A 21,888-nucleotide genomic window follows, 5' to 3' on the forward strand; every position below is an offset into this window, starting at 1 on the left:
CGCCACCGACACCGTCACCGCCATGCCCGACCTGCCGATTTCCTTCGAAGACATCGCCGCCGCCCACGAGCGTATCCGCGCCGCGGCCCACCGCACGCCCGTGCTGACTTCCTCGACCGCGGACGCGGCCACCGGCGCGCAGCTGTTCTTCAAGTGCGAAAATTTCCAGCGCATCGGCGCCTTCAAGTTCCGCGGCGCCTATAACGCCATCGCCCAGTTCACGCCGCAGCAGAAGGCCGGCGGGGTGCTGGCGTTCTCCTCCGGCAACCACGCGCAGGCAATTGCGCTGTCGGCCCGGCTGCTGGGCGTGCAGGCGGTGATCGTGATGCCGCAGGACGCGCCGGCGATCAAGATCGAGGCCACGCGCGGCTATGGCGCCGAGGTGGTGCTGTACGACCGCTACACCGAGGACCGCGAGGCCCTGGGCCGGCGCATTGCCGCCGAGCGCGGCATGACGCTGATTCCGCCGTACGACCATCCGCACGTGATGGCCGGGCAGGGCACCGCGGCCAAGGAGCTGCTGGAGGAAACCGGCCCGCTGGACGTGCTGGCGGTGTGCCTGGGAGGCGGCGGGCTGCTCTCGGGCTGTGCCGTGGCGGCGCATGCCATGTCGCCCGGCTGCGCGGTCTACGGCGTCGAGCCCGAAGCCGGCAACGACGGCCAGCGCAGCCTGCGCAGCGGCGAGATCGTCCGCATCGACACGCCGCGCACTATTGCCGACGGCGCCCAGACTCCCTTCCTCGGCCAGTACACCTTTGCCGTGATCCGCGAACGGGTGACCGATATTGTGACCGTTTCGGACGCCGAACTGGTCGAGACGATGAAATTCTTCGCTGGCCGCATGAAGATCGTGGTCGAGCCCACCGGCTGCCTGGCCGCCGCCGCCGTGCTGCACGGCAAGCTCGATGTGCGGGGCAAGCGCGTGGGCATCATCGTCTCCGGCGGCAATGTCGACCTGGGCAGCTTCGCCGGCTTTCTGCAGGGCCCTCAGGCTGAGCAGTGACCGCCTGGCGTTCTCCGGAATCCCTTCGGCAGCCGGCCGTCTAACCTGCAGCGCAACGCCAGAGCAGGACAGACCATGACGGCCAGGCAGCACTATGACGTTATCGAGACCGGCGCCGGCAAGCCGGTAAAGATGTGGACCCGCGGCGTCCCCGTGGAAGATGCCGCGCGCCAGCAGCTGGTCAATACCGCGCAGATGCCGTTTATCTACCGCCACCTGGCGGTGATGCCGGACGTGCACCTCGGCAAGGGTTCGACCATCGGCTCGGTGATCCCCACCGTGGGCGCGGTGATCCCGGCCGCGGTAGGCGTGGATATCGGCTGCGGCATGATGGCGGTAAAGACCTCGCTGACCGCCTCGGACCTGCCCGACAACCTCGGCCCGCTGCGCAGCGCGATCGAGCACGCGGTGCCGCACGGCCGCACCGCGCAGGGCGGGCGCCGCGACGAGGGCGCCTGGGGGTCTGTGCCCACGCACGTCGACGCCGCCTGGGCGGGCATGGCAGCGGATTTCCACCGCATTACCGAAAAATACCCGCAACTGGCGCGCACCAACCACCGCAACCACCTGGGCACGCTCGGCACCGGCAACCACTTTATCGAGGTCTGCCTGGACGAGTCGCAAGCGGTCTGGTTCATGCTGCACTCCGGCTCGCGCGGGGTGGGCAATGCCATCGGCACCACCTTCATCACGCTGGCCCAGCAGGACATGCGGCGCCACCTGGCCAACCTGCCGGATCGCGACCTGGCCTACCTTGTCGAAGGCTCGCAGCACTATGAGGACTATGTCTTCGCGGTGTCGTGGGCGCAGGCGTTCGCGCGCCGCAACCGCGAGCTGATGATGGAGGCGGTGCTGGCCGCGGCGCAGCGCGTGCTGCGCAAGCCGTTCCAGGCACGGCTGGAAGCGGTCAACTGCCACCACAACTATGTGCAGAAGGAACATCACTTCGGCAAGGAAGTGCTGGTGACACGAAAGGGCGCGGTCAGTGCGCGCGCTGGCGAGCTGGGCATCATCCCCGGCTCGATGGGCGCGCGCTCTTTCATCGTGCGCGGCAAAGGCAATCCGGAATCGTTCTGCTCATGCAGCCACGGCGCGGGCCGCACCATGAGCCGCACCGAAGCCAAGCGCCGCTTCACCGTGGCCGACCAGAAGCACGCCACCGAAGGGGTGGAATGCCGCAAGGACGCCGCGGTGATCGACGAGATCCCGATGGCGTACAAGGACATCGATGCGGTGATGGCGGCGCAGTCGGACCTGGTCGAGGTGGTGCATACGCTGCGGCAGGTGGTGTGCGTAAAGGGATAAGTGCAGGTGATCCTGGATGGGCCGGCCGCTATCGCGGCCGGTTTTCCTGACAGCCGCACGCGGCCAATGCCTGCCCGGCAGATTGAGGGCATAGGGACGAACGCGCTCTCACGGGGTCGGCTTGCGCCCGTGCGGCAACGATGAAATGCGGGAAGGTGAGGGGATCTGGCTGCTGTAGCCCGGCCGGTGCCCCGGGCGGTCAGTCGACGAGCAGATTGATCTTTGTCGCGAATTTCTGCCAGCGATCGATGTCGGAGTTCACCAGCTTCTGGAATTCGGCGGGGGTGCTGGTGGTCGTGGCAAAGCCGAGCTGCGTCAGCGAAGCCTTGATCTCGGGCTTGGCGACGGCCCTGGCGATTTCCGCGTTGAGCTTTTGCACGATCTCGGGCGGCGTGTTTGCCGGCGCGAGGATGCCGAACCACTGGTCGACGTCATAACCGGCCACGCCCAGCTCGCTCACGGTCGGTACGTCCGGCAGGAACGGCGAGCGCGCCTTTGACGTGACGGCCAGCGCGCGCAGCTTGTTGCTCTTCAGGTAGGGGATGGTGTTGGTAAGCGTATTGACGCTGACATCGGCCTGGTTCCCCAGCACGTCAGCGATGGCGGGGGCGCAACCCTTGTACGGCACATGGAGCATGTCCATCTTCGCCGAGACCTTCAGCAGTTCGCCAGCCAGGTGTTGCGGCGTGCCGTTGCCGCAGGACGCGTAGCTGGGAGGGGTGCCGCTCTTGCCAGCCGCCATCAGGTCGCTGAAGTTGCGGATCTTCGAATGCGAGGGCACGGCGATCACCGATGGCACCGAAGCGAAGGTGATTACCGCGCTGAAATCGGACTTTGGATTGAACTGGAGCTTCTTGAAGACACTCGGGTTGATGGCAAAGCTGCTGTTGACGATCAGCAGCGTGTAGCCGTCGGCCGGGCTCTTGGCGACGAACTCGGCACCGATATTGCCGCTGGCGCCGGGGCGGTTGTCGACCACCACCGGCTGCCCCAATGATTTGCTGATGTCGGTTCCGATCAGCCGCGCCAGCGAATCGGTCCCTCCTCCGGCCGGGAACGTCACCACCATGCGGATGGGCTTCTGCGGGAAGGTACTTGCTATGTTCGCTTCGGCGCGTGCTGGCATGGTTGCCAGGCTGCCTGCGACAAAGAGCAGCGATGCCAGGCTGCTGACGACGGATAGGGGTCTCATTGATTTGCCTCGTCGGTTAGGGTGAAGGAAGGGGAAAAGCCAGTCAATCGGGATCTATACGCACCGCGTCGCTGTACTCGCCGCCGACGCGCGTCAGTGCCGCGGCCGCCTCAAGTGCCGCATCGCAGCCTGCGTGGATACGGTAAAGTGGTTGCCCTTGCGCCACCTTTGCGCCGATCGTGCACAGCAGGTCGACCCCTGCACCGGCGTCGCGCGGAGCCCCGGCGGCGCGCGCGACGCCGGAGATCTGCAGTCCTTCGATGGCCCCCACGCGGCCCTGCGTGGCGGCGCACACCACATGCGTATGCGCTCCCGGCGCCACGGGGTCCGGGCGAACGCCCTGCGCGGCGGCAATGCGATCGAATGCTTGCCTTGCCTTGCCTTCGTTCAGCAGGGCGGTTGCAATTCGCATGCCTTGGTCGGGCGAACCCACGCGCGGATCGAATGCGATGATTTCTCCGGCAAAGCGCAGTGCTTTCTCCCGCAGGTCCGCTGGCGCCTGCGGGTCGTTGCCGAGCACCAGCCGGACGTCGCGCACTTCCAGTGCGGGCCCGATGCCGCGGCCGATCGGGCGGCTGCCGTCCGTGACCAGCGCGCGCACGTGCAGGCCGAGTCCCTTGCCGACGTGCTCGAACATGGCGCCCAGCGTCTCGGCGTCAGTGCGGGTCGCCAGCTTGGTTTGCGGGCCATAAGGCAGGTCGACGATGACGTGGGTGGCGCCGGCGGTGTATTTCTTTGACAGGATCGATGCAACGGACCAGCGGCGGGAATCCAGGCGCAGCGGCCGCGTGATCGCGTTCATCACATCGTCGACCACGGAATGGTTCAGGCGGCCGTTCCACGCGATGCAGGCACGCGCCTGGCCCACGCAGCGGCGCACGTCCTCGTGCGCCAGGTCGACGCGCGCGACGGTCTCCATGGCGTCGGCCGTGCCGGCGGCGGAGGTGATGGCACGCGACGATGTCTTGGGCATAGCCAGCCCGTACGCCGCGACAATCGGCACCACGATCAGCGTGATGCGGCTGCCGGGCACGCCCCCGATGGAGTGCTTGTCGACGACGACCGGCTCGTCCCAGTCGATGCGGGGCGTAAATGCCGTACGCGCACGTGCCAGTGCCACGACTTCGTCGTCGGTCAGCGTGCGGGTGGCGGCAACCAGGAACTCGGTCAGTTCTGCCTCGGTGTACCGTCCGGCAATGGCATCCTGCAGTATGCCAACGTAGGCAGCTTCGTCGAGCGGCTCGCCGCGCAGCTTCGCCATCAGGTTGGTGCGGCTTGCCGGAGACCCGTTGCCGGTTGCCTGGGTGCCATGCCGCAGCGCTTCCACAAAGCGCGCCATGCCCACCTCGAGTGTGCTGTCATTCGACACCGTGATGCATCGGACATCCGGCGGCACCTCTGCGCCGGTCCGCGCCACGCGCCGGGCAACCTGGTCGCCCGATTCACGGCCGCGCGCGGCAATGCGCCGGGCCAGCACATCATGCGGCGCCGTCACCAGGACCACCACGAAGCGCGGCAATCGTCCGGCGAGTTCTGCGATGACGGCACGCGAGCCATTGGCGACGACGTTGCGCCCGCGTTCCAGCTCCGCCATCAGGGACTGGGGCAATCCGTAGCGCAGATCGTGCGCATCCCAGGTGACCAGGAACTCGCCGCCGCGCTGGCGCCGTGCGAACTCGATCTCCGAGACACCCTCGTGCGCTTCGCCGACGGAGCCATCGGGTCGGGTGATGACGCGTCGCGCAAATACATAGCTGTCATCAAGCGCTGCACGCGCACCGTCCATCAGCGAATCCTTGCCCGCGCCGCTGGGTCCTACAACAAAGAAGAATGTGCCGGTCGTGTCCATGACAAATACCTTAGATGTCGAAGTTATGTGGCAATGCTAGCACCGGCAAAGGGGGTGTCAAGATAAGTTCGATGTCTAAGGTAATGCAAACAACGGGCCAGTTCCCGCAAAACCAGTGTGTACGCGGGATTCGCGTTCTCGTAGGGGAAAACACGGGTAAGCGGCGTGCGCGCTCGCGGTGCTTCATGCATTGGTTGCGCGCATCGTGCACTGATGGAGTGAGCGCTACATGGGAGGAGGTGGCGCCGGCGTGCGGCGTCGCCGTGTGCACGCCGGAGGCGCTATCATGTGCGTTGTCGCCGGCACTGCTCGCCTGGGGCTGCAGGCATACGTTTTACTTTCCGTCACGATTATGGCCACAAAGAAGCCGGATGCTCCGGTCAACATCACGCCACCGGATGAAGCCGATGAAGAGCGGCTTGCCCACCTGGTGAAGGACGCCGCGCGCGCCTATATCCGCGCGCTGCAGCTGCGGCTGGCGGAACACTCGGTGTCATACGGCCACTGGACCATCCTGCGCATCCTGTGGCGCCATGACGGCCTGTCGCAGCGCGAGCTGAGCGAGCGGGCCGGCGTGACCGAGCCGACCACGTTTGCGGCAGTCAAGGCGCTGGAAGCGCTGGGCTATGTCGAGCGCACGCATCTTCCCGGCAACAAGAAGAAGGTGCATGTGTTCCTCAGCAAGACCGGGCGTGCGCTGCGCCGCAAGCTCGAGCCGCTGGCGACCGAAGTGAACGAACTCAGCGTGGAAGGGCTGAGCGAAACAGATGTGCTGACCACGCGCCGCGTGCTGATCACGATCGCCAAGCGGCTGGTCGCCGACGAAGTCGCCTCTGCCGAGCATGGCCGGCGGGTTCCGTCCACGCAGGAGGTGGGGCGGTTGCTCTCCGACCTGTAGCGGCTGCGCAAACGAAAAGGCCCTCGCCGGGCGAGACCGGCGAGGGTGAATGCCTCGGGTAGAAGGCGTGAATCGCTATGGATCGCTATAGAGAGACTGGCCTGGCAGGTGTCAGGCTTCGTCGAGCCCGATATCGACCGCCGGGGCAGACTGGGTAATCTTGCTTGTGGAGATGTAGTCCACGCCCGTTTCCGCCACCGGCCGGATCGTCTCCAGGCGGATGCCGCCCGACGCCTCGACCTTGGTCCGGCCATTGACGATCTGTACGGCTTCCTTCATGTCAGGCACCGACATGTTGTCCAGCATGATCACGTCGACACCGGCTGCCAGTGCCTCGTGTACCTGCTCCAGCCGGTCGCATTCCACTTCCAGCTTGGTCAGCACCGGCAGCTTGCGGCGCACGCGTTCCACCGCGGCTGCGATGCTGCCGCACACGGCGATGTGGTTGTCCTTGATCATCACGCCGTTGTCCAGGCTCAGCCGGTGGTTCAGGCCACCTCCGCAGGTCACGGCATGTTTTTCCAGTGCGCGCAGCCCGGGCGTGGTCTTGCGGCTGTCGATCAGGCGCGCCTTGGTATGCGCAATGGCCTGGGCATAGGTGGCCGTGTGGTTGGCGATGCCGCACAACCGCTGCATGATGTTCAGCGCGGTGCGCTCGGCGGTCAGCACGCTGCGTGCATTGCCGCTCACGTTCAGCAGCACCGCGCCTTTGCCGACCTTGTCACCGTCCGCGACGCGCACATCGACTGTCAGCGTGGGGTCGTAGCGCGCGAAGATGCGGGCCGCCACGTCGATGCCGGCAATGATCATCGGCTCGCGGGCGTTCATGCAGAAGGTACCGGTCTCGCCCGGCTCGATCATGGTGTGGACAGTCAAGTCGCAGATGCCGATGTCTTCGGTCAGCCAGAGGTCGATCAGCTTGTCGGTGGCAAAGAGGTCGTACATGTAAGGGCTCCTGAGCGGTGGTTGCGGTACCTCAATAATCTTAGAGATCGAAGTTCATAGCGTAATACTAGCGCCTCGCCGCTTCGTGTCAAGAAATATTCGACATCTAAGATAATGCCAGCAACGTGCTGGCAGGAACCAAGGCCTGCTCGGCGCTGCGGCGCGCCGTCGGGGCGCGCTAGCGCCCGAACTGCCCCAGCACCGTTTCGATCGACTCCAGCCCGGCCTCGATCATGTGTTGCATGTAGGTGCCCATCTGCGGCATCACCAGCATCAGCACCAGGAAACCCCCCGACAGCGTCACCGGGAAGCCCACCGCGAAGATCGACAGCTGCGGCGAGGCGCGGTTCAGGATGCCCATGGCCAGGTTCAGCGTCAGCAGCGCGGCGATCATCGGCAGTGCCAGCAGCAGCCCCGATGCGAACACCATGCCGCCGGCGCGCGCCACCGCCATGGCACCACCCGCCGACAACGGCGTTCCTCCGATCGGCAATCCGTTGAAGCTGTCGACCAGCGCGCCCAGCATCATCAGGTGGCCGTCCAGCGCCAGGAACAGCAGCACCGCGATGATATTGAGGAAACGCGACAGCACCATGGTCTGGCCACCAGCCGCACGGTCGAAGAAGGAGGCGAACGACAGGCCCATCTGCAGGCCGATGATTTCGCCTGCCTGCTGCACGGTGGCGAAGACCAGCCGCATGACAAAGCCGGTGGCCAGGCCGATGCCGACCTCGTTGAGGATGATCAGCAGCCCGTCGAAGGAGTACACCGGCGCCGCCGGCAGCTGCGCGATGGTGGGCGACACCACCATCGCGATCATCGCCGACAGCGCGATCTTGGCGCGCCGCGGGATGGTCGATTCACCGAACAGCGGCGCGGTGCCGATCAGCGCCAGGATGCGGAAGAACGGCCACAGGAATGCCGCGAGCCAGCCGTAGAGCTGGGCTGAAGTGAATTCGACCACGGCAGTCTGCCGGCAGGCGGAAAGCGGAAAGGAGGGGAGAGCGTCAGTGCGCCAGCGCGGGAATGCTCTGGAACACCTCGCGCATATAGTCGACCATGGTGTTGATCATCCATGGGCCGGCCAGCACCATGGTGGCAAACAGCGCGATCAGCTTGGGGATGAAGGTCAGCGTCATCTCGTTGATCTGCGTCGCGGCCTGGAACAGGCTCACCACCAGGCCGGCCGCGAGCGCCACCAGCAGCAGCGGCGCGGCCAGCAGCAGGGTCATCTTCATCGCCTGGGTGGCGATGGTCATTACGGTTTCCGGGGTCATGGCTCGGATCCTGCGGATAGGAATGCGAAGGGCGAGGCAACTGGCCTCAGTTCATGAAGCTCTGCGCCAGCGATCCCAGCAGCAGCTGCCAGCCATCCACCAGCACGAACAGCATCAGCTTGAACGGCAGCGAGATGGTGGCCGGCGGCACCATCATCATGCCCATTGCCATCAGCACGCTGGCGACCACAAGGTCGATGATCAGGAACGGGATAAAGATGGTGAAGCCGATCTGGAACGCGGTCTTGAGCTCGCTGGTGACGAAGGCGGGCACGAGGATGCTCAGCGGCACCTCTTCCGGGCCCTGCATCTCCGGTGCCTTGGCCATCTGCGCGAACATCGCCAGGTCCTTTTCGCGGGTCTGGCGCAGCATGAAGGCCTTGAGCGGTTCGGCAGCCCTGGCGGCAGCGGTTTCCAGGCTGATCCTGTTTTCCGACAGCGGCTTGTAGGCGTCGTTGTAGACGCGGTCGAACACCGGCGCCATCACGAAGAAGGTCAGGAACAGCGACAGGCCCACCAGCACCTGGTTGGGCGGCGAGGTGGCCGTGCCCAGCGCGTTGCGCAGCAGCCCCAGCACGATGATGATGCGGGTGAAGCCGGTCATCATCAGCATCGCCGCCGGCAGGAACGACAGCGAGGTCAGCAGCACCAGCGTCTGGATCGGCAGCGACCAGATCTGGCCGCCGCCCGGAGCGGGCTTGCTGACCACGCCGGGCAGTTGCTGCGCCCAGGCAGACGCGGGCGCCAATGCCAGTACGGCGGCGAAAAGCGTCAGGACCAAGGCAATCGACAATGGGCAATGGCGCGCGGCCACGGGGGGGCGCGCGGGCCGCAAGCGGCGCCGCCATGCGGCACGCAGGGAATTCATGACTTGAACTGGGATTGCAGCGAACGCAGCAGCTTCTCGGCGAAGGTGCCGCCGGTCGGCGGTTGCGGCATGCCGGTGGCGCGTGCCGGGGTCAGCGGGTCGGTGGAGGTACTGCCAGTGGCGTTCGCCGGCATGCTGTGCAGCGGGCGGATTTCGCCGGGGCTGACGCCCAGCACCAGCCAGGTGTCGCCGACTTCCACCAGCACCAGCCGCTGGCGCGCGCCCAGCATGGTGCTGCCGACCACCTTCATCACGCCGCCGGTGGCATGGCGCACCAGCCCGGCACGCCGGGCCAGCCAGGCCATGCCGAGGATCAGCGCGATCACGGCAAACAGACCCAGCCCGGCCTGCGCCAGGCTGCCCGCGCCGCTGATGGCCGGTGCCGGCTTGTCGCCGGCGGCCAGTGCGAGCGCCGGGGTCAGCGTGGCAAGGCTGGCGCCGGTGGCCCAGGGGCGGCCAGCACCGCGTGCGGGGTACTTCCGCATGATCATTTGTTCAGCTTGCGGATGCGTTCGGACGGCGTAATGATGTCCGTCAGGCGGATGCCGAACTTGTCGTTCACCACCACCACCTCGCCCTGCGCGATCAGGTAGCCGTTGACCAGCACGTCCATCGGCTCGCCTGCCAGCCCGTCCAGTTCGACCACCGAACCCTGCGCCAGCTGCAGCAGGTTCTTGATGGGCACCTTGGTGCGGCCGAGCTCCACCGTCAGCTGCACCGGGATATCGAGGATCATCTCGATATCGTTGTGGAAGCCGCTGGTCGCTTCCTTGGCCAGCGGCTGGAAGACGGTGGCGGCGGCCGGCGTGGCCGCGGAGGAGGCCGAAGGGGCCGCAGTGGGCACCTCGGCAGCTGTAGCGCTGGTCTGCTCCGCCAGTGCGCTGGCCCAGTCGTCCATCGGATCGACCGGCTTGTCCTCGAAGCCGTCACTCATAATCGGTGTCCTCGGTATCCAGGTGGGAATCGCCGTCCTGGTGATTGATCATTCGTTCTACCCGCAGCGCGTACTGGCCATTCATGGTGCCGAAACCGCACTGCATCACGGGCACGCCGTCCACCTTGCCGAAGATCTTCTCCGGCAGCTCGATCGGCAGCACGTCGCCGGCGCGCAGCGCCAGCACTTCGGCCACCGTGCTCTGCAGGTGCGCGAACTCGGCGACCAGTTCCACTTCGGCCGCGCGCAGCTGCCTTGACAGCTGGTTGACCCAGCCCTTGTCGACTTCCTTCTCGTCCTGCAGCGGATTCATCAGCAGGTCCTTGAGCGGCTCGATCATCGCGTACGGCAGGCACACGTGGAGCTGCCCGCCGACGGCGCCCAGTTCGATATGGAAGGCGGTGGTCACCACGGCTTCGTTCTGCGTGGCGACATTGGCAAACTTGGTGTGCATCTCCGAGCGGATGTACTCGGTCTCGATCGGATGCACGGTGCGCCAGGCGCTGCCATAGCTGGCCAGCGTCAGCTCCAGCATGCGCTGGATGATGCGCTGCTCGGTCTGGGTGAAGTCGCGGCCTTCCACGCGCGTGTGGAAGCGGCCGTCGCCGCCGAACAGGTTGTCCACCACCAGGAACACCAGGTTCGGGTCGTAGACGAACAGCGCCGTGCCGCGCAGCGGCTTCAGGTGGACCAGGTTCAGGTTGGTCGGCATCGGCAGGTTGCGGGCGAAATCGCCGAACTTCTCGATCCTGATGCTGCCGACCGAAATATCCGCGCCGCGGCGGATGAAATTGAACAGCGCCGAGCGCAGCGAACGCGCGAAGCGCTCGTTGATGATCTCCAGCGTGTGCAGGCGGCCGCGGATGATGCGTTCCTGCGTCGCCAGGTTGTACGGGCGGACCCCGCTGTCGTCCAGCGCCGGTTCGCTCGCCTTGGGCGTATCGGCCTCGCCGGATACGCCCTTGAGCAGCTCGTCGACCTCGTCTTGCGAGAGGAACTTGTCGTAGGCCATCTGGTGTCCTGCCCCTTGTGCGGCTTTATGCGGCGTTATGGATGAAACCGTTGCGGCATGGCCAGGCGCGCATCACCATGCCCGGCGGCATGCGGGGGCAGAGCGGAGCTTTGTGGCGGCGGACGGTTTCATATCGGTTGGCGGGCGGGGCAGGGGCGCAAGCGGGCGCTTACTGCACCACGAAAGAGGTGAACAACACATCCAGCACGCGCTGGGCCGGCAGGCCGGTGGCGAAAGGCTGGGCGATGGTGGTGCGGATGTCATCGGCCAGCTTGCGCTTGCCTTCGACCGTGGCCAGGTCCGCGGGCTGGCGTGCCGACAGCAGCAGCAGGATGCGGCTGCGAGCCTCGGGCAGGTACTGCGCCAGGCGCGCCTGCGTCTCGGCATCCGCCACTTTCAGCGACAGGCCGGTATGCAGGAAACGGTCGCCGTCCTCGCTCTTCAGGTTGACGGTGAACGCATCCAGCGGCACGAAGATCGGCGGCGGAATGACCGGGGCGGCCGGCGCGGCGGGCGCCGCCGGCTGGCGGTTGCTCAGCACGCTGCCCAGCACGAAGCCTCCGGCACCCAGTGACAGGACAAGCACGCCGCCGCCGATCAGCAGCAGCCGACCGCGCTTGCCTGTGTTGCTGCCAGTCCGGGAAGGGGAAGCCGTGTTCGCCATGAGAAGCCTGTGTCGGAATGCCTGCCATTCTTCCGGAATCGCAGGCCAGCAAAGGGCCGAAAAAAAGGGGGAAACCCTTTCAGCTTGGCCGTTTGAGCGGAAAGGGGGCAGGCATGGCTACGCTAGCGGGCGCTTTGTGGTGCGCGCCTGCAGGGGGGTTAACGATTGTTGGTGGGGGAACTTGAGGTTTGGGGGGGGAGGGGGCTATGGGGCAGCTCTCTTCGCTGCGGCTGTGCATCCGGTAGATGTTGATATGCCCCGGTTTCGCCCCTAAAGGGGCGACCTACTTTTGCCCGAGCGGCAAAAGTAGGCAAAAGCGCGTCGCCTGGGCGGCTGGCCTGATCAATTAAGCGGTGTTGGTGGTATGGGCGGTGGTGATTTCCGTTTTGGCGTGGGTGCCCGTTCGAACCTGCTAACGCTATGTGATTCAGGACCAGTGCCTGGCGTTACCCGGCTATTGAACGATCCCCATGCCGGGCGTAGGCCGCCTGCTGATAGCGATATCGGTGGGACGCCTTCGGCTGCGCTGTGCGCGGGCCCAAATGTGGCAGAGCTGCCGATATCGGTCCTGCCTGCGGTTTTCAGGGAATCTCTCCAGCGATAACGCCGTGCGAGCGCAGCGACGCAGTCCTGCCCCAGCCGCCTCCCCCGCGATACTGAGCCGCGCGCAGCGCAGCCGAAGGCGATGATGCGAGAGCGCCGGCAGCAGGCGGCCTACGTCCGTCCTGGGGATCGTTCAAAAGTGGGAATTCGCCAGGCACCCACACTCACTCACCTGGCGTAGCAGGGTCGAACCGGGACCACGCGTCACTGAGACCAAAGCCGCCCATATGACCAGAAGCGCCAAATTGGCTCAGCCAGCCGCAGGCGACGCGCTTTTGCCTACTTTTGCCGCTCGGGCAAAAGTAGGTCGCCCCTTTAGGGGCGAAACCGGGGCATATCAACATCTACCAGATGCCAAGCCGCAGGCATAAACCAGCCCCCCACCCCCATTCCCTACTACGCTACTCAGGTAGCCCCCATGCAACTCCCCACGGTCTTACATCCAAAAACCCATTGATTTACTTAAGTTTTCCAACCACAACTCTTATATAAGATATAAGACATTTGACCAGAACCCGACGAAGGACTACAATCGCGACGTCAACAGAAGATTTTCTAAACCTAATTACTCAGCAGGTTCCCATGCTTGAAAACTATCGCGCACATGTGGCCGAGCGCGCCGCGCTTGGTATCCCTCCTCTGCCCCTGACCGCCAAGCAGACGGCCGAGCTGATCGAACTGCTGAAGAACCCGCCCGCCGGCGAAGAGCAGAACCTGGTCGAGCTGATCACCAACCGCGTCCCCGCCGGCGTGGATGACGCCGCCAAGGTCAAGGCCTCTTACCTGGCCGCTGTCGCCCTGGGCAAGGAAACGTGCGCGCTGATCTCCCGCGCCAAGGCCACCGAACTGCTCGGCACCATGCTGGGCGGCTACAACATCTCGCCGCTGATCGAGCTGCTGGACGACGCCGAAGTCGGCACCGTCGCCGCCGACGCGCTGAAGAAGACCCTGCTGATGTTCGACGCCTTCCACGACGTGAAGGAAAAGGCCGACAAGGGCAACGCCAATGCCAAGGCCGTGCTGCAGAGCTGGGCCGACGCCGAGTGGTTCACCAGCCGCCCGGAAGTCCCGCAAAGCCTGACCATCACCGTGTTCAAGGTGCCGGGCGAAACCAACACCGACGACCTGTCGCCGGCCCCGGACGCCACCACCCGCCCGGACATCCCGATGCACGCGCTGGCCATGCTGAAGAACAAGCGCGAAGGCGCGGCGTTCCAGCCGGAAGAAGACGGCAAGCGCGGCCCGGTCAAGTTCATTGAATCGCTGAAGGAAAAGGGCCACCTGGTCGCCTACGTGGGCGACGTGGTCGGTACCGGTTCCAGCCGCAAGTCGGCCACCAACTCGGTGCTGTGGTTCACCGGCGAAGACATCCCCTTCATCCCGAACAAGCGCTTCGGCGGCGTGTGCCTGGGCAACAAGATCGCCCCGATCTTCTACAACACCATGGAAGACGCCGGCGCGCTGCCGATCGAGCTGGACGTGTCCCAGATGGAAATGGGCGACGTGGTCGAGCTGCGCCCGTATGAAGGCAAGGCCCTGAAGAACGGCGCCGTGATCGCCGAGTTCAAGGTCAAGTCGGACGTGCTGTTTGACGAAGTCCGCGCCGGTGGCCGCATTCCGCTGATCGTCGGCCGTGGCCTGACCGCCAAGGCGCGCGAGGCGCTGGGCCTGGCCCCGTCGACGCTGTTCCGCCTGCCGCAGAACCCGGCCGATACCGGCAAGGGCTTCACGCTGGCGCAGAAGATGGTCGGCCGCGCCTGCGGCCTGCCGGAAGGCAAGGGTATCCGCCCGAACACCTACTGCGAACCGAAGATGACCTCGGTGGGCTCGCAGGACACCACCGGCCCGATGACCCGCGACGAGCTGAAGGACCTGGCTTGCCTGGGCTTCTCGGCCGACCTGGTGATGCAGTCGTTCTGCCACACCGCCGCCTATCCGAAGCCGGTCGACGTCAAGACGCACCACACCCTGCCCGAGTTCATCAGCACCCGCGGCGGCATCTCGCTGCGCCCGGGCGACGGCGTGATCCACTCGTGGCTGAACCGCATGCTGCTGCCCGACACCGTCGGCACCGGCGGCGACTCGCACACCCGCTTCCCGATCGGCATCAGCTTCCCTGCAGGCTCGGGCCTGGTCGCCTTTGCCGCTGCCACCGGCGTGATGCCGCTGGACATGCCGGAATCGGTGCTGGTCCGCTTCAAGGGCCAGATGCAGCCGGGCGTGACCCTGCGCGACCTGGTCAACGCGATCCCGCTGTACGCGATCAAGCAAGGCCTGCTGACCGTGGCCAAGCAAGGCAAGAAGAACATCTTCTCGGGCCGCATCCTGGAAATCGAAGGCCTGCCCGACCTGAAGGTCGAGCAAGCGTTCGAACTGTCGGACGCCTCGGCTGAGCGTTCGGCCGCCGGTTGCACGGTGCGCCTGAACAAGGACCCGATCATCGAATACATCAACAGCAACATCACGCTGCTGAAGTGGATGATCGCCCAGGGTTATCAAGATCCGCGCAGCCTGCAGCGCCGTATCCAGGCGATGCAAGGCTGGCTGGCCGATCCGAAGCTGCTGGAGCCGGACGCCGACGCCGAATACGCCGCCGTGATCGAGATCGACCTGGCCGACGTGCATGAGCCGATCGTGGCCTGCCCGAACGACCCGGACGACGTCAAGACCCTGTCGGACGTGGCCGGCGCCAAGATCGATGAAGTCTTCATCGGTTCGTGCATGACCAACATCGGCCACTTCCGCGCAGCCTCCAAGCTGCTGGAAGGCAAGCGCGACATCCCGGTCAAGCTGTGGGTGGCTCCGCCGACCAAGATGGACCAGAAGCAGCTGACCGAGGAAGGCCACTACGGCGTGTTCGGCACCGCCGGTGCCCGCACCGAAATGCCGGGCTGCTCGCTGTGCATGGGCAACCAGGCACAGGTGCGCGAAGGCGCGACGGTGATGTCGACCAGCACCCGCAACTTCCCGAACCGCCTGGGCAAGAACACCAACGTGTACCTGGGTTCCGCCGAACTGGCGGCGATCTGCTCGCGTCTGGGCCGCATCCCGACCAAGGACGAGTACATGGCCGATATTGGCGTCATCAACCAGAATGGCGACAAGATCTACAAGTACATGAACTTTGACCAGATCGAGGACTTCAAGGAAGTGGCTGACCAGGTGACGGTGTAAGCCGGGTAGCCAGATTGGCATGAAGAAGAAGGGGCCCTGCGGGGCCCCTTTTGTGTCTGGAGCGGGGCGCCGGCACGGATTGCGCCGGCGGGCTATCATCCTCCGTTTCCGCCATCCGTTGCCCGCCGTGCTGCGGGCAGCGCGCCACTGGAGCCCACGTGCCAGAGCCTTCCGACTTCCCGATCACCCGCAAATGGCCGGCGCAGCACCCCGACCGCATCCAGCTCTATTCGCTGCCGACGCCCAACGGCGTCAAGGCATCGATCATGCTCGAAGAGACCGGCCTGCCGTATGAACCGCACCTGGTGCGCTTCGACACCGACGACCAGCTCTCGCCGGAATTCCTGTCGCTGAACCCGAACAACAAGATCCCCGCGATCCTCGATCCCAACGGCCCGGGCGGCAAGCCGCTGCCGCTGTTCGAATCGGGCGCGATCCTGCTGTACCTTGCCGAGAAGTCGGGCAAGCTGATTCCGGCCGATCCCGCGCGGCGCTACGAGACCATCCAGTGGCTGATGTTCCAGATGGGCGGCATCGGGCCGATGTTCGGGCAGGTCGGCTTCTTCCACAAGTTCGCCGGCAAGGCCTATGAAGACAAGCGTCCGCGCGACCGCTACGTGGCGGAAAGCCGGCGCCTGCTCAACGTGCTCGAGCAGCGCCTGGCCGGCCGCGCGTGGATCATGGGCGACGAGTACACCATTGCGGACATCGCCACCTTCCCATGGGTGCGCAACCTGGTCGGCTTCTATGAGGCAGGCGACCTGGTCGGCTTCAAGGACTTCGCCAACGTGCGGCGCGCGCTGGACGCGTTCGTGCAGCGTCCGGCGGTGGTGAAGGGGCTGGATACGCCGCATCGGGGCTGAGCGCCGCCGCAAGCGGGGCGGGCGTGGGCATTGTCCTACGCCGGGGCTTCCCGGACGCCTACAGAGGGGCTGCCGGCCCGCTCCTATAGTCCAGAAGCGGGCGCATCCTGCCTTGCCCGAGGAGTCCGGACCATGCCGCTGCCCAAGCCCTTCCCGTCTTCGTTCCGCTGGTTTTCCCGCTGGTGCGGCGCAGCGCTGCTGGCGGGTGCCGCCGTGGCGCTGGGCGCGTGCGGCGAATCGGCCAAGCTGCCCTCCGAGGCGGGCTTCGGACCCACGCCGCAGCTGCCGCCGCCGGACCAGACAGCCATCCCCACCGTCAAGATCGCGCCCGCCGTCGGCTGGGCCGAAGGCCAGCGCCCGGTGCCGGCCGAGGGCATGGCGGTGACCGCCTTCGCCGACAAGCTCGATCATCCGCGCTGGGTCTACGTGCTGCCCAATGGCGACGTGCTGGTGGCCGAGAGCAATGCCCCGCCCAAGCCCGACGACGGCAAGGGCATCAAGGGCTGGATCAAGAAGAAGATGATGAAGCGCGCCGGCGCCGGCACGCCCAGCGCCAACCGCATCACGCTGCTGCGCGACAGCAACGGCGACGGCGTTGCCGACCAGCGCTCGATATTCCTGAAGGACATCAACTCGCCGTTCGGCATGGCGCTGGTCGGCAATGATTTCTACGTGGCTGCCACCGACGCGGTGCTGCGCTTCCCGTACCAGCCCGGCCAGACGCAGATTGCCGCGGCGCCACAGAAGGTGGTGGACCTGCCCGGCGGGCCGCTCAACCACCACTGGACCAAGAACATCATCGCCAGCCGCGACGGCCGCAAGCTCTATGTGACGGTGGGCTCGAACAGCAACGTGGCCGAGAATGGCATGGACAAGGAAGCAGGCCGCGCCGCGATCTGGGAGGTCGATCCCAGGAACGGATCGCACCGCATTTTTGCCAGCGGCCTGCGCAATCCCAATGGCATGGCGTGGGAGCCGGTCACCGGCGCGCTGTGGACCGCGGTCAATGAGCGCGACGAGATCGGCAGCGACCTGGTGCCCGACTACATTACCTCGGTGCGCGACGGCGGCTTCTATGGCTGGCCGTACAGCTACTTCGGCCAGCATGTCGATAAGCGCGTCAAGCCGCCGGCGCCGGACCTGGTGGCCAGGGCCATCGTGCCTGACTACGCCGTCGGCGCGCACACCGCGGCGCTCGGACTCGCGGCGGCCAGCGGCAACAGCCTGCCGGCGCGCTTCAACGAGGGCATGTTCGTGGGCCAGCATGGGTCCTGGAACCGGCGGCCGCTGGCGGGTTACAAGGTCATCTTCGTGCCGTTCAACAACGGCCGCCCGCACGGCGCGCCCTTCGACGTGCTGACCGGTTTTGTCGACGGCGAGGGCAATGCGCGCGGCCGGCCCGTGGGCGTGGCGATCGACAAGCGCGGCGGGCTGCTGGTGGCGGATGACGTCGGCAATGTCGTCTGGCGTGTGAGCGGAGCGAAGTAAAGGCCGTGCCCATGCCGGCCAGCGCCGGCGCGGCCGCGCCACTAGAATGGGCCGGGTCCCCGTTCGCTCCGATCCCGCGCGGCTGCGCGCGTCCGTGCCATGTCCCTGACCGTCTTCGCCGTCGTCCTGCTTGCCGCCTTCCTCCATGCCGCCTGGAATGCGGTGGTCAAGGGCGGCGGCGACAAGATGCTGTCGACCGTGATGGTCGCCATGGCGGCCGGCTTGCTCGCCGCCGTGGCTTTGCCCGCGCTGCCGCAGCCCGCCCCTGTCAGCTGGCCCTTTATCGCGGCTTCTGTCGGCGTGCATGTGGTCTATTTCGCGCTGGTGGCGCGCATCTACCACGTCGCCGACATGAGCCAGACCTATCCGCTGATGCGCGGCTCGGCGCCGCTGCTGGTGGCCGTGGCCAGCGTGGCCTGGCTGGGCGAGCACCTGTCGGCGCTGGCCTGGTGCGGCATCGCGGTGATCAGCGCCGGCATCCTGGCGATGGCGGTGCTGCCGGCCGCGCGCGCGCGTACCGGGGCCAGCCGTGAAGGCATCTGGCTGGCGCTGCTGAACGCGGTGGTGATCGCCGGCTACACGCTGATCGACGGCACCGGCGTGCGGCGCTCCGGTGCGCCGGTTGCCTATGCCTTCTGGATCTTCGTGCTGACCGCGCTGCCGCTGGCGGCGTGGGCGCTGATGTCTCGCCGTGCGGCGCTGGCCGGCTATGTGCGGTGCAACTGGGTCTTCGCGCTGGTCGGCGGTGGCGGCACGCTGGCTTCGTACGGACTGTCGCTGTGGGCGATGACGCGCGCGCCGGTAGCGTCGGTCGCCGCGCTGCGCGAGACCTCGATCCTGTTCGGCGCGTTGATTTCCGGGCTGTTGCTCAAGGAGCGGGTGGGGCCGGCGCGGCTGGGCGCCGCCTGCCTGATCGCTGCCGGGGTCGCTACGCTGCGCTTCGCGTGAGCGCGGCCCATTGCCTGGCCATTTCCTGGCCATAGCCTGGCAATGGGCACCGCCGCGCTGACTATACTTCGCCTGGAGGGGGCGCGGCGCATCAATCGTGCCCGCTTCGTCCCCGCGCAAACCGCAGCCTGGACACCGACGCCTGGGAGGGGGGCATGGATCACACCGGAGATTCGTTTCGCGCCTTTGAGCTGGCTGGCTGGGAAGACCCCGAAGTCGTCAGCCGCTACCAGGAGCACCTGTCGCACGTGACCCGGCAATCGATCGGGGCGTTGCTGGACGAGGCGCGCGCCGGCAGCGGGCTGCGCGTGCTCGATGTCGCCAGCGGTTCGGGGCATATCGCCGCGGCGGCGGCGCGGCGCGGCGCCGAGGCCATTGGCATCGATTTCTCGATGGCGCAGGTGCAACTGGCGCGCAAGCTTTATCCCGACATCGATTACCAGCAGGCCGACGCGCAGGCGCTGCCCTTTGGCGACGCCAGCTTCGATGTCGTGGTCAACGGGTTCGGCATGTGCCACCTGTCCGATCCCGATGCCGCGCTGCGCGAAGCCTTCCGCGTGCTGCGTCCCGGCGGGCGCATCGCTTTCACGGTGTGGGATGCCCCCGAGCGCGCGGTGGGTTTCGGCGCGGTCTATGCCGCCATCCGCGCCTATGGCTCGATGGAGGTCGACCTGCCGGCGGGACCCAATTTCTTTCTCTTCAGCGATCCCAACCAGTGCCGCAGCGCCTTGCAGCAGGCCGGCTTTGTCGCCGCGTCGTGCCGGCACGTGCACCAGGTGTGGCGCTTTTCCACGCCGGACCAGCTGTTCGATGCGCTGGCGCAGGGCACCGTGCGCGCAGCCGCCACGCTGCGCGCGCAGACCCCGCGGGCGCGCGACGAAATCCGGGCCGTGCTGCGCGGTACGGTCGCCGGCTATATGCGCGGCAGCGGCTTCGAGGTGCCGATGCCGGCGGTGCTGGCCGCGGCCGTGAAGCCCTGAACTGCGGGCGGTGTTGGAGGGATACCGACAGCTTTTCGCTGGTCGTCGGTCCGGTCCCAACGGGTGATCGTGGGAAAGGCCCGGGAAAGTGCACCACACCCCGCTGCAGGCGGCGCAGTGGTGGTGGCACGGTCATTGCGGAATGGACAGCGAGCGCGGCGCCGATGCTCGTTGTCCCACCCGCCAGCAATGGCTTCCCGGAGAACACCGATGAACCCCCAATCCCCCTGCCAACGCGGGCAGGCCGCATCGCGCCCGCAAAAGACATTGCTGCACCGCCCGCGCCGCGCCATCGCGCTGCTGCGCATACTGGGGCTGTGCCTGAACAGCGTCGCCTGCGCACAGGCCGAAGCGCCGCAGCCCGCCACCCCGGTGGTCGTGGCTGTCACCCCTGAACAGAAATTCGCCCCCGGATACCTCGAGGCCGTGTCCACTGGCTATGACAATGGCGTGGCATGGCAGGAGCCGGAAGGCATTGCGCCACTGCGGCAGCCGCGCGAGGCGCGTGGGCCGGCTAGCGGAGATGCCGGCGCGGCGGTGCGACCGGTGTCGGCAAAGCCGCCAGTCCGTTGAGCGGGGTCCGAGGAAGTCATCGAGAGATTTCCGATTCTCGGTTGGGATCTGCCTACAATGCGTCACATCGGCCTCACATCGGCCCAATGCAGCCCCGACCATGGACATCGAACTCGCCCGCACCTTCCTGCAAGTCGTGCGTACCGGCAGCCTGCTGGCGGCCGCCGACAAGCTGCACGTCACGCAAACCGCGGTCACGGCCCGTATCAAGAGCCTGGAGTCACAGCTGAACTGCCGGCTGTTCGACCGCAACAAGGCCGGCGCGCGCCTGACTGCCGACGGCCAGCGCTTCCTGGGCTATGCCAGCCAGCTGGTACAGACCTGGGAGGCGGCGTGCCGCGAGCTGCCGCTGCCGGCGGGGCTGGAAAGCCTGTTCCGCTTCGGCGCGGAGATCAGCCTGGGCAATCCGCTGGTATTGCTGTGGGCCACGCGCCTGCGCCAGCAGATGCCGGCGCTGGCGGTGCGCGCTGAAGTGGGTGAGGGTGAGGCGCTGCAGTACAAGCTGCAGTCGGGCACGCTCGATGCGGCGCTGGTCTACCAGCCGGAGTATGCGCCCGGCATGCACGTCGAGGCGCTGATGGAAGAAACGCTGATCCTGATCCGCTCGACCCAGCGCGACGGTCCCTATGTCTACGTCGACTGGGGGCCGGAGTTCCGGCGCCAGCATGACAGCGTGCTGCCCCAGCATGCGCGCGCATCGCTGTACTTCAACCTGGGGCCGCTGGCGTTGCAGTACATCCTGCAGTTCGGCGGCAGCGGCTATTTTCGGACGCGGGTCGTGCAGAGTTACCTGGACACCGGCGTGCTGGAGCGCGTCGACAGCGCATCGGAATTCTCGTATCCGGTGTTCCTGGTCTGCGCCAGGAAGCCAGCCGGCACGACGCAGGAGGCCGTGCGCATCCTGCGCGATATCGTGCGCGAAGAATCTGACTGGTCGCAGCGCTGGGACGTGCCGCTGTAGCAGGCGCCACTGGCATCAGGCGCGTACCGGCGCGGGCTGTGCCGCCAGCCCCGCCCAGCCGGGCATGTCTGCAGGCACCAGCCGGTATTGCCGCACGCGCTTGCCGCCGCGCGGGCGGCGGGGCGGCCTCGGTTCCAGGCCGGCGAAACGGCCATGACGCTGCGCGCGCTCGAATACCGGCTCCGGTACCCGCGTGCCGACCAGCCAGGTGACGGTGCCTCCCAGCGCCACCAGCATCAGCGCCAGCGCAATCCAGAGGATGGCTTCCATGCTTTCCCGCTCCATCGAATAGGTGTCTGAGCTTCCAGTATCGACACAAAGCATGCCCGTGGGTAAATGAAAGTTATCGTA

General features: G+C 66.5%; 21 protein-coding genes. 10 read left to right on the forward strand and 11 right to left on the reverse strand.

The window, feature by feature from the left end:
* Positions 1-22: 22 nt before the first annotated feature.
* Positions 23-1,003 carry a threo-3-hydroxy-L-aspartate ammonia-lyase gene (locus tag K309_RS0114395; protein ID WP_029047081.1) on the forward strand — a complete coding sequence of 327 codons (981 nt, stop codon included), beginning with the start codon at positions 23-25 and terminating at the stop codon, positions 1,001-1,003.
* A 75-nt stretch (positions 1,004-1,078) separates the two neighbouring features.
* Complete coding sequence (locus K309_RS0114400; RefSeq protein WP_029047082.1) at positions 1,079-2,308, forward strand: RtcB family protein; 1,230 nt, start codon at positions 1,079-1,081, stop codon at positions 2,306-2,308.
* 199 nt (positions 2,309-2,507) lie between these two features.
* Here K309_RS0114400 and K309_RS0114405 read toward each other — a convergent pair whose 3' ends face one another.
* Both K309_RS0114405 and phnN read right to left on the reverse strand, forming a co-directional pair.
* The gene (locus K309_RS0114405; RefSeq protein WP_029047083.1) at positions 2,508-3,500 is read right to left on the reverse strand and encodes a tripartite tricarboxylate transporter substrate binding protein; all 993 of its coding nucleotides are present in this window, start codon (positions 3,498-3,500) and stop codon (positions 2,508-2,510) included.
* Positions 3,501-3,543: 43 nt separating this feature from the next.
* On the reverse strand, positions 3,544-5,349 hold the full coding sequence (phnN, locus tag K309_RS0114410) for a phosphonate metabolism protein/1,5-bisphosphokinase (PRPP-forming) PhnN (RefSeq protein WP_029047084.1): 1,806 nt from the start codon (positions 5,347-5,349) through the stop codon (positions 3,544-3,546).
* A gap of 352 nt (positions 5,350-5,701) precedes the next feature.
* Between phnN and K309_RS0114415 the strand changes: the two genes are divergently transcribed.
* Positions 5,702-6,247 carry a MarR family winged helix-turn-helix transcriptional regulator gene (locus tag K309_RS0114415; protein ID WP_029047085.1) on the forward strand — a complete coding sequence of 182 codons (546 nt, stop codon included), beginning with the start codon at positions 5,702-5,704 and terminating at the stop codon, positions 6,245-6,247.
* 111 nt (positions 6,248-6,358) lie between these two features.
* Here K309_RS0114415 and nadC read toward each other — a convergent pair whose 3' ends face one another.
* The 8 genes from nadC to fliL form a co-directional block, all read right to left on the reverse strand.
* Positions 6,359-7,192, reverse strand: coding sequence for a carboxylating nicotinate-nucleotide diphosphorylase (nadC, locus tag K309_RS0114420; RefSeq protein ID WP_029047086.1), 834 nt, complete (start codon positions 7,190-7,192; stop codon positions 6,359-6,361).
* A gap of 178 nt (positions 7,193-7,370) precedes the next feature.
* Positions 7,371-8,156, reverse strand: coding sequence for a flagellar biosynthetic protein FliR (gene fliR, locus K309_RS0114425; RefSeq protein WP_029047087.1), 786 nt, complete (start codon positions 8,154-8,156; stop codon positions 7,371-7,373).
* 43 nt (positions 8,157-8,199) lie between these two features.
* A complete protein-coding gene (fliQ, locus tag K309_RS0114430) occupies positions 8,200-8,469 on the reverse strand; it encodes a flagellar biosynthesis protein FliQ (protein WP_029047088.1) in 270 nt (89 codons plus the stop codon).
* A 46-nt stretch (positions 8,470-8,515) separates the two neighbouring features.
* Positions 8,516-9,337, reverse strand: a complete 822-nt coding sequence (fliP, locus tag K309_RS0114435) for a flagellar type III secretion system pore protein FliP (protein ID WP_029047089.1) — start codon at positions 9,335-9,337, stop codon at positions 8,516-8,518.
* On the reverse strand, positions 9,334-9,822 hold the full coding sequence (fliO, locus tag K309_RS0114440) for a flagellar biosynthetic protein FliO (RefSeq protein WP_084402431.1): 489 nt from the start codon (positions 9,820-9,822) through the stop codon (positions 9,334-9,336). Before fliO ends, fliP begins: the two co-directional genes overlap by 4 nt.
* A 2-nt stretch (positions 9,823-9,824) precedes the next feature.
* Positions 9,825-10,271, reverse strand: a complete 447-nt coding sequence (gene fliN / locus K309_RS0114445) for a flagellar motor switch protein FliN (protein WP_029047091.1) — start codon at positions 10,269-10,271, stop codon at positions 9,825-9,827.
* A complete protein-coding gene (gene fliM, locus K309_RS0114450; RefSeq protein WP_029047092.1) occupies positions 10,264-11,283 on the reverse strand; it encodes a flagellar motor switch protein FliM in 1,020 nt (339 codons plus the stop codon). The genes fliN and fliM overlap by 8 nt, the downstream gene beginning before the upstream one ends.
* Before the next feature lie 169 nt (positions 11,284-11,452).
* The gene (gene fliL, locus K309_RS0114455) at positions 11,453-11,947 is read right to left on the reverse strand and encodes a flagellar basal body-associated protein FliL (protein WP_029047093.1); all 495 of its coding nucleotides are present in this window, start codon (positions 11,945-11,947) and stop codon (positions 11,453-11,455) included.
* A 1,185-nt stretch (positions 11,948-13,132) separates the two neighbouring features.
* On the opposite strand from fliL, the gene acnB reads away from it, so the two are divergent.
* The 7 genes from acnB (at position 13,133) to K309_RS0114490 (ending at position 21,537) form a co-directional block, all read left to right on the forward strand.
* Entirely contained in the window at positions 13,133-15,724 is a 2,592-nt protein-coding gene (gene acnB / locus K309_RS0114460; protein WP_029047094.1) for a bifunctional aconitate hydratase 2/2-methylisocitrate dehydratase, read from the forward strand.
* 158 nt (positions 15,725-15,882) lie between these two features.
* Positions 15,883-16,587, forward strand: coding sequence for a glutathione S-transferase N-terminal domain-containing protein (locus K309_RS0114465; RefSeq protein ID WP_029047095.1), 705 nt, complete (start codon positions 15,883-15,885; stop codon positions 16,585-16,587).
* A gap of 132 nt (positions 16,588-16,719) precedes the next feature.
* Complete coding sequence (locus K309_RS0114470) at positions 16,720-18,075, forward strand: PQQ-dependent sugar dehydrogenase (RefSeq protein WP_051320459.1); 1,356 nt, start codon at positions 16,720-16,722, stop codon at positions 18,073-18,075.
* Positions 18,076-18,174: 99 nt separating this feature from the next.
* Positions 18,175-19,023, forward strand: coding sequence for an EamA family transporter (locus K309_RS0114475; RefSeq protein ID WP_029047097.1), 849 nt, complete (start codon positions 18,175-18,177; stop codon positions 19,021-19,023).
* Between the two features lie 155 nt (positions 19,024-19,178).
* The gene (locus K309_RS0114480; protein ID WP_029047098.1) at positions 19,179-20,003 is read left to right on the forward strand and encodes a class I SAM-dependent methyltransferase; all 825 of its coding nucleotides are present in this window, start codon (positions 19,179-19,181) and stop codon (positions 20,001-20,003) included.
* Between the two features lie 210 nt (positions 20,004-20,213).
* Positions 20,214-20,576, forward strand: coding sequence for a hypothetical protein (locus K309_RS0114485; protein ID WP_029047099.1), 363 nt, complete (start codon positions 20,214-20,216; stop codon positions 20,574-20,576).
* Positions 20,577-20,676: 100 nt separating this feature from the next.
* A complete protein-coding gene (locus K309_RS0114490) occupies positions 20,677-21,537 on the forward strand; it encodes a LysR family transcriptional regulator (protein WP_029047100.1) in 861 nt (286 codons plus the stop codon).
* A 15-nt stretch (positions 21,538-21,552) separates the two neighbouring features.
* On the opposite strand, the gene K309_RS0114495 is transcribed toward K309_RS0114490, so the two are convergent.
* Positions 21,553-21,807, reverse strand: a complete 255-nt coding sequence (locus tag K309_RS0114495) for a hypothetical protein (RefSeq protein WP_029047101.1) — start codon at positions 21,805-21,807, stop codon at positions 21,553-21,555.
* Positions 21,808-21,888: the final 81 nt, after the last annotated feature.

Origin of the sequence: Cupriavidus phytohabitans (genome assembly GCF_000426345.1) — a bacterium.
Lineage (GTDB): Bacteria > Pseudomonadota > Gammaproteobacteria > Burkholderiales > Burkholderiaceae > Cupriavidus.

Excerpts from the sequence above, each read along its gene's own strand:
- K309_RS0114395 (WP_029047081.1), top strand. The coding sequence starts at position 23 with ATGCCCGACCTGCCGATTTCCTTCGAAGACATCGCCGCCGCCCACGAG.
- fliM (WP_029047092.1), bottom strand. The coding sequence starts at position 11,283 with ATGGCCTACGACAAGTTCCTCTCGCAAGACGAGGTCGACGAGCTGCTC.
- K309_RS0114415 (WP_029047085.1), top strand. The coding sequence starts at position 5,702 with ATGGCCACAAAGAAGCCGGATGCTCCGGTCAACATCACGCCACCGGAT.
- K309_RS0114405 (WP_029047083.1), bottom strand. The coding sequence starts at position 3,500 with ATGAGACCCCTATCCGTCGTCAGCAGCCTGGCATCGCTGCTCTTTGTC.
- fliP (WP_029047089.1), bottom strand. The coding sequence starts at position 9,337 with ATGAATTCCCTGCGTGCCGCATGGCGGCGCCGCTTGCGGCCCGCGCGC.
- K309_RS0114400 (WP_029047082.1), top strand. The coding sequence starts at position 1,079 with ATGACGGCCAGGCAGCACTATGACGTTATCGAGACCGGCGCCGGCAAG.
- K309_RS0114475 (WP_029047097.1), top strand. The coding sequence starts at position 18,175 with ATGTCCCTGACCGTCTTCGCCGTCGTCCTGCTTGCCGCCTTCCTCCAT.
- K309_RS0114470 (WP_051320459.1), top strand. The coding sequence starts at position 16,720 with ATGCCGCTGCCCAAGCCCTTCCCGTCTTCGTTCCGCTGGTTTTCCCGC.
- K309_RS0114495 (WP_029047101.1), bottom strand. The coding sequence starts at position 21,807 with ATGGAAGCCATCCTCTGGATTGCGCTGGCGCTGATGCTGGTGGCGCTG.
- K309_RS0114490 (WP_029047100.1), top strand. The coding sequence starts at position 20,677 with ATGGACATCGAACTCGCCCGCACCTTCCTGCAAGTCGTGCGTACCGGC.
- fliL (WP_029047093.1), bottom strand. The coding sequence starts at position 11,947 with ATGGCGAACACGGCTTCCCCTTCCCGGACTGGCAGCAACACAGGCAAG.
- fliN (WP_029047091.1), bottom strand. The coding sequence starts at position 10,271 with ATGAGTGACGGCTTCGAGGACAAGCCGGTCGATCCGATGGACGACTGG.
- phnN (WP_029047084.1), bottom strand. The coding sequence starts at position 5,349 with ATGGACACGACCGGCACATTCTTCTTTGTTGTAGGACCCAGCGGCGCG.
- acnB (WP_029047094.1), top strand. The coding sequence starts at position 13,133 with ATGCTTGAAAACTATCGCGCACATGTGGCCGAGCGCGCCGCGCTTGGT.
- K309_RS0114480 (WP_029047098.1), top strand. The coding sequence starts at position 19,179 with ATGGATCACACCGGAGATTCGTTTCGCGCCTTTGAGCTGGCTGGCTGG.
- fliO (WP_084402431.1), bottom strand. The coding sequence starts at position 9,822 with ATGCGGAAGTACCCCGCACGCGGTGCTGGCCGCCCCTGGGCCACCGGC.
- K309_RS0114485 (WP_029047099.1), top strand. The coding sequence starts at position 20,214 with ATGAACCCCCAATCCCCCTGCCAACGCGGGCAGGCCGCATCGCGCCCG.
- fliQ (WP_029047088.1), bottom strand. The coding sequence starts at position 8,469 with ATGACCCCGGAAACCGTAATGACCATCGCCACCCAGGCGATGAAGATG.
- nadC (WP_029047086.1), bottom strand. The coding sequence starts at position 7,192 with ATGTACGACCTCTTTGCCACCGACAAGCTGATCGACCTCTGGCTGACC.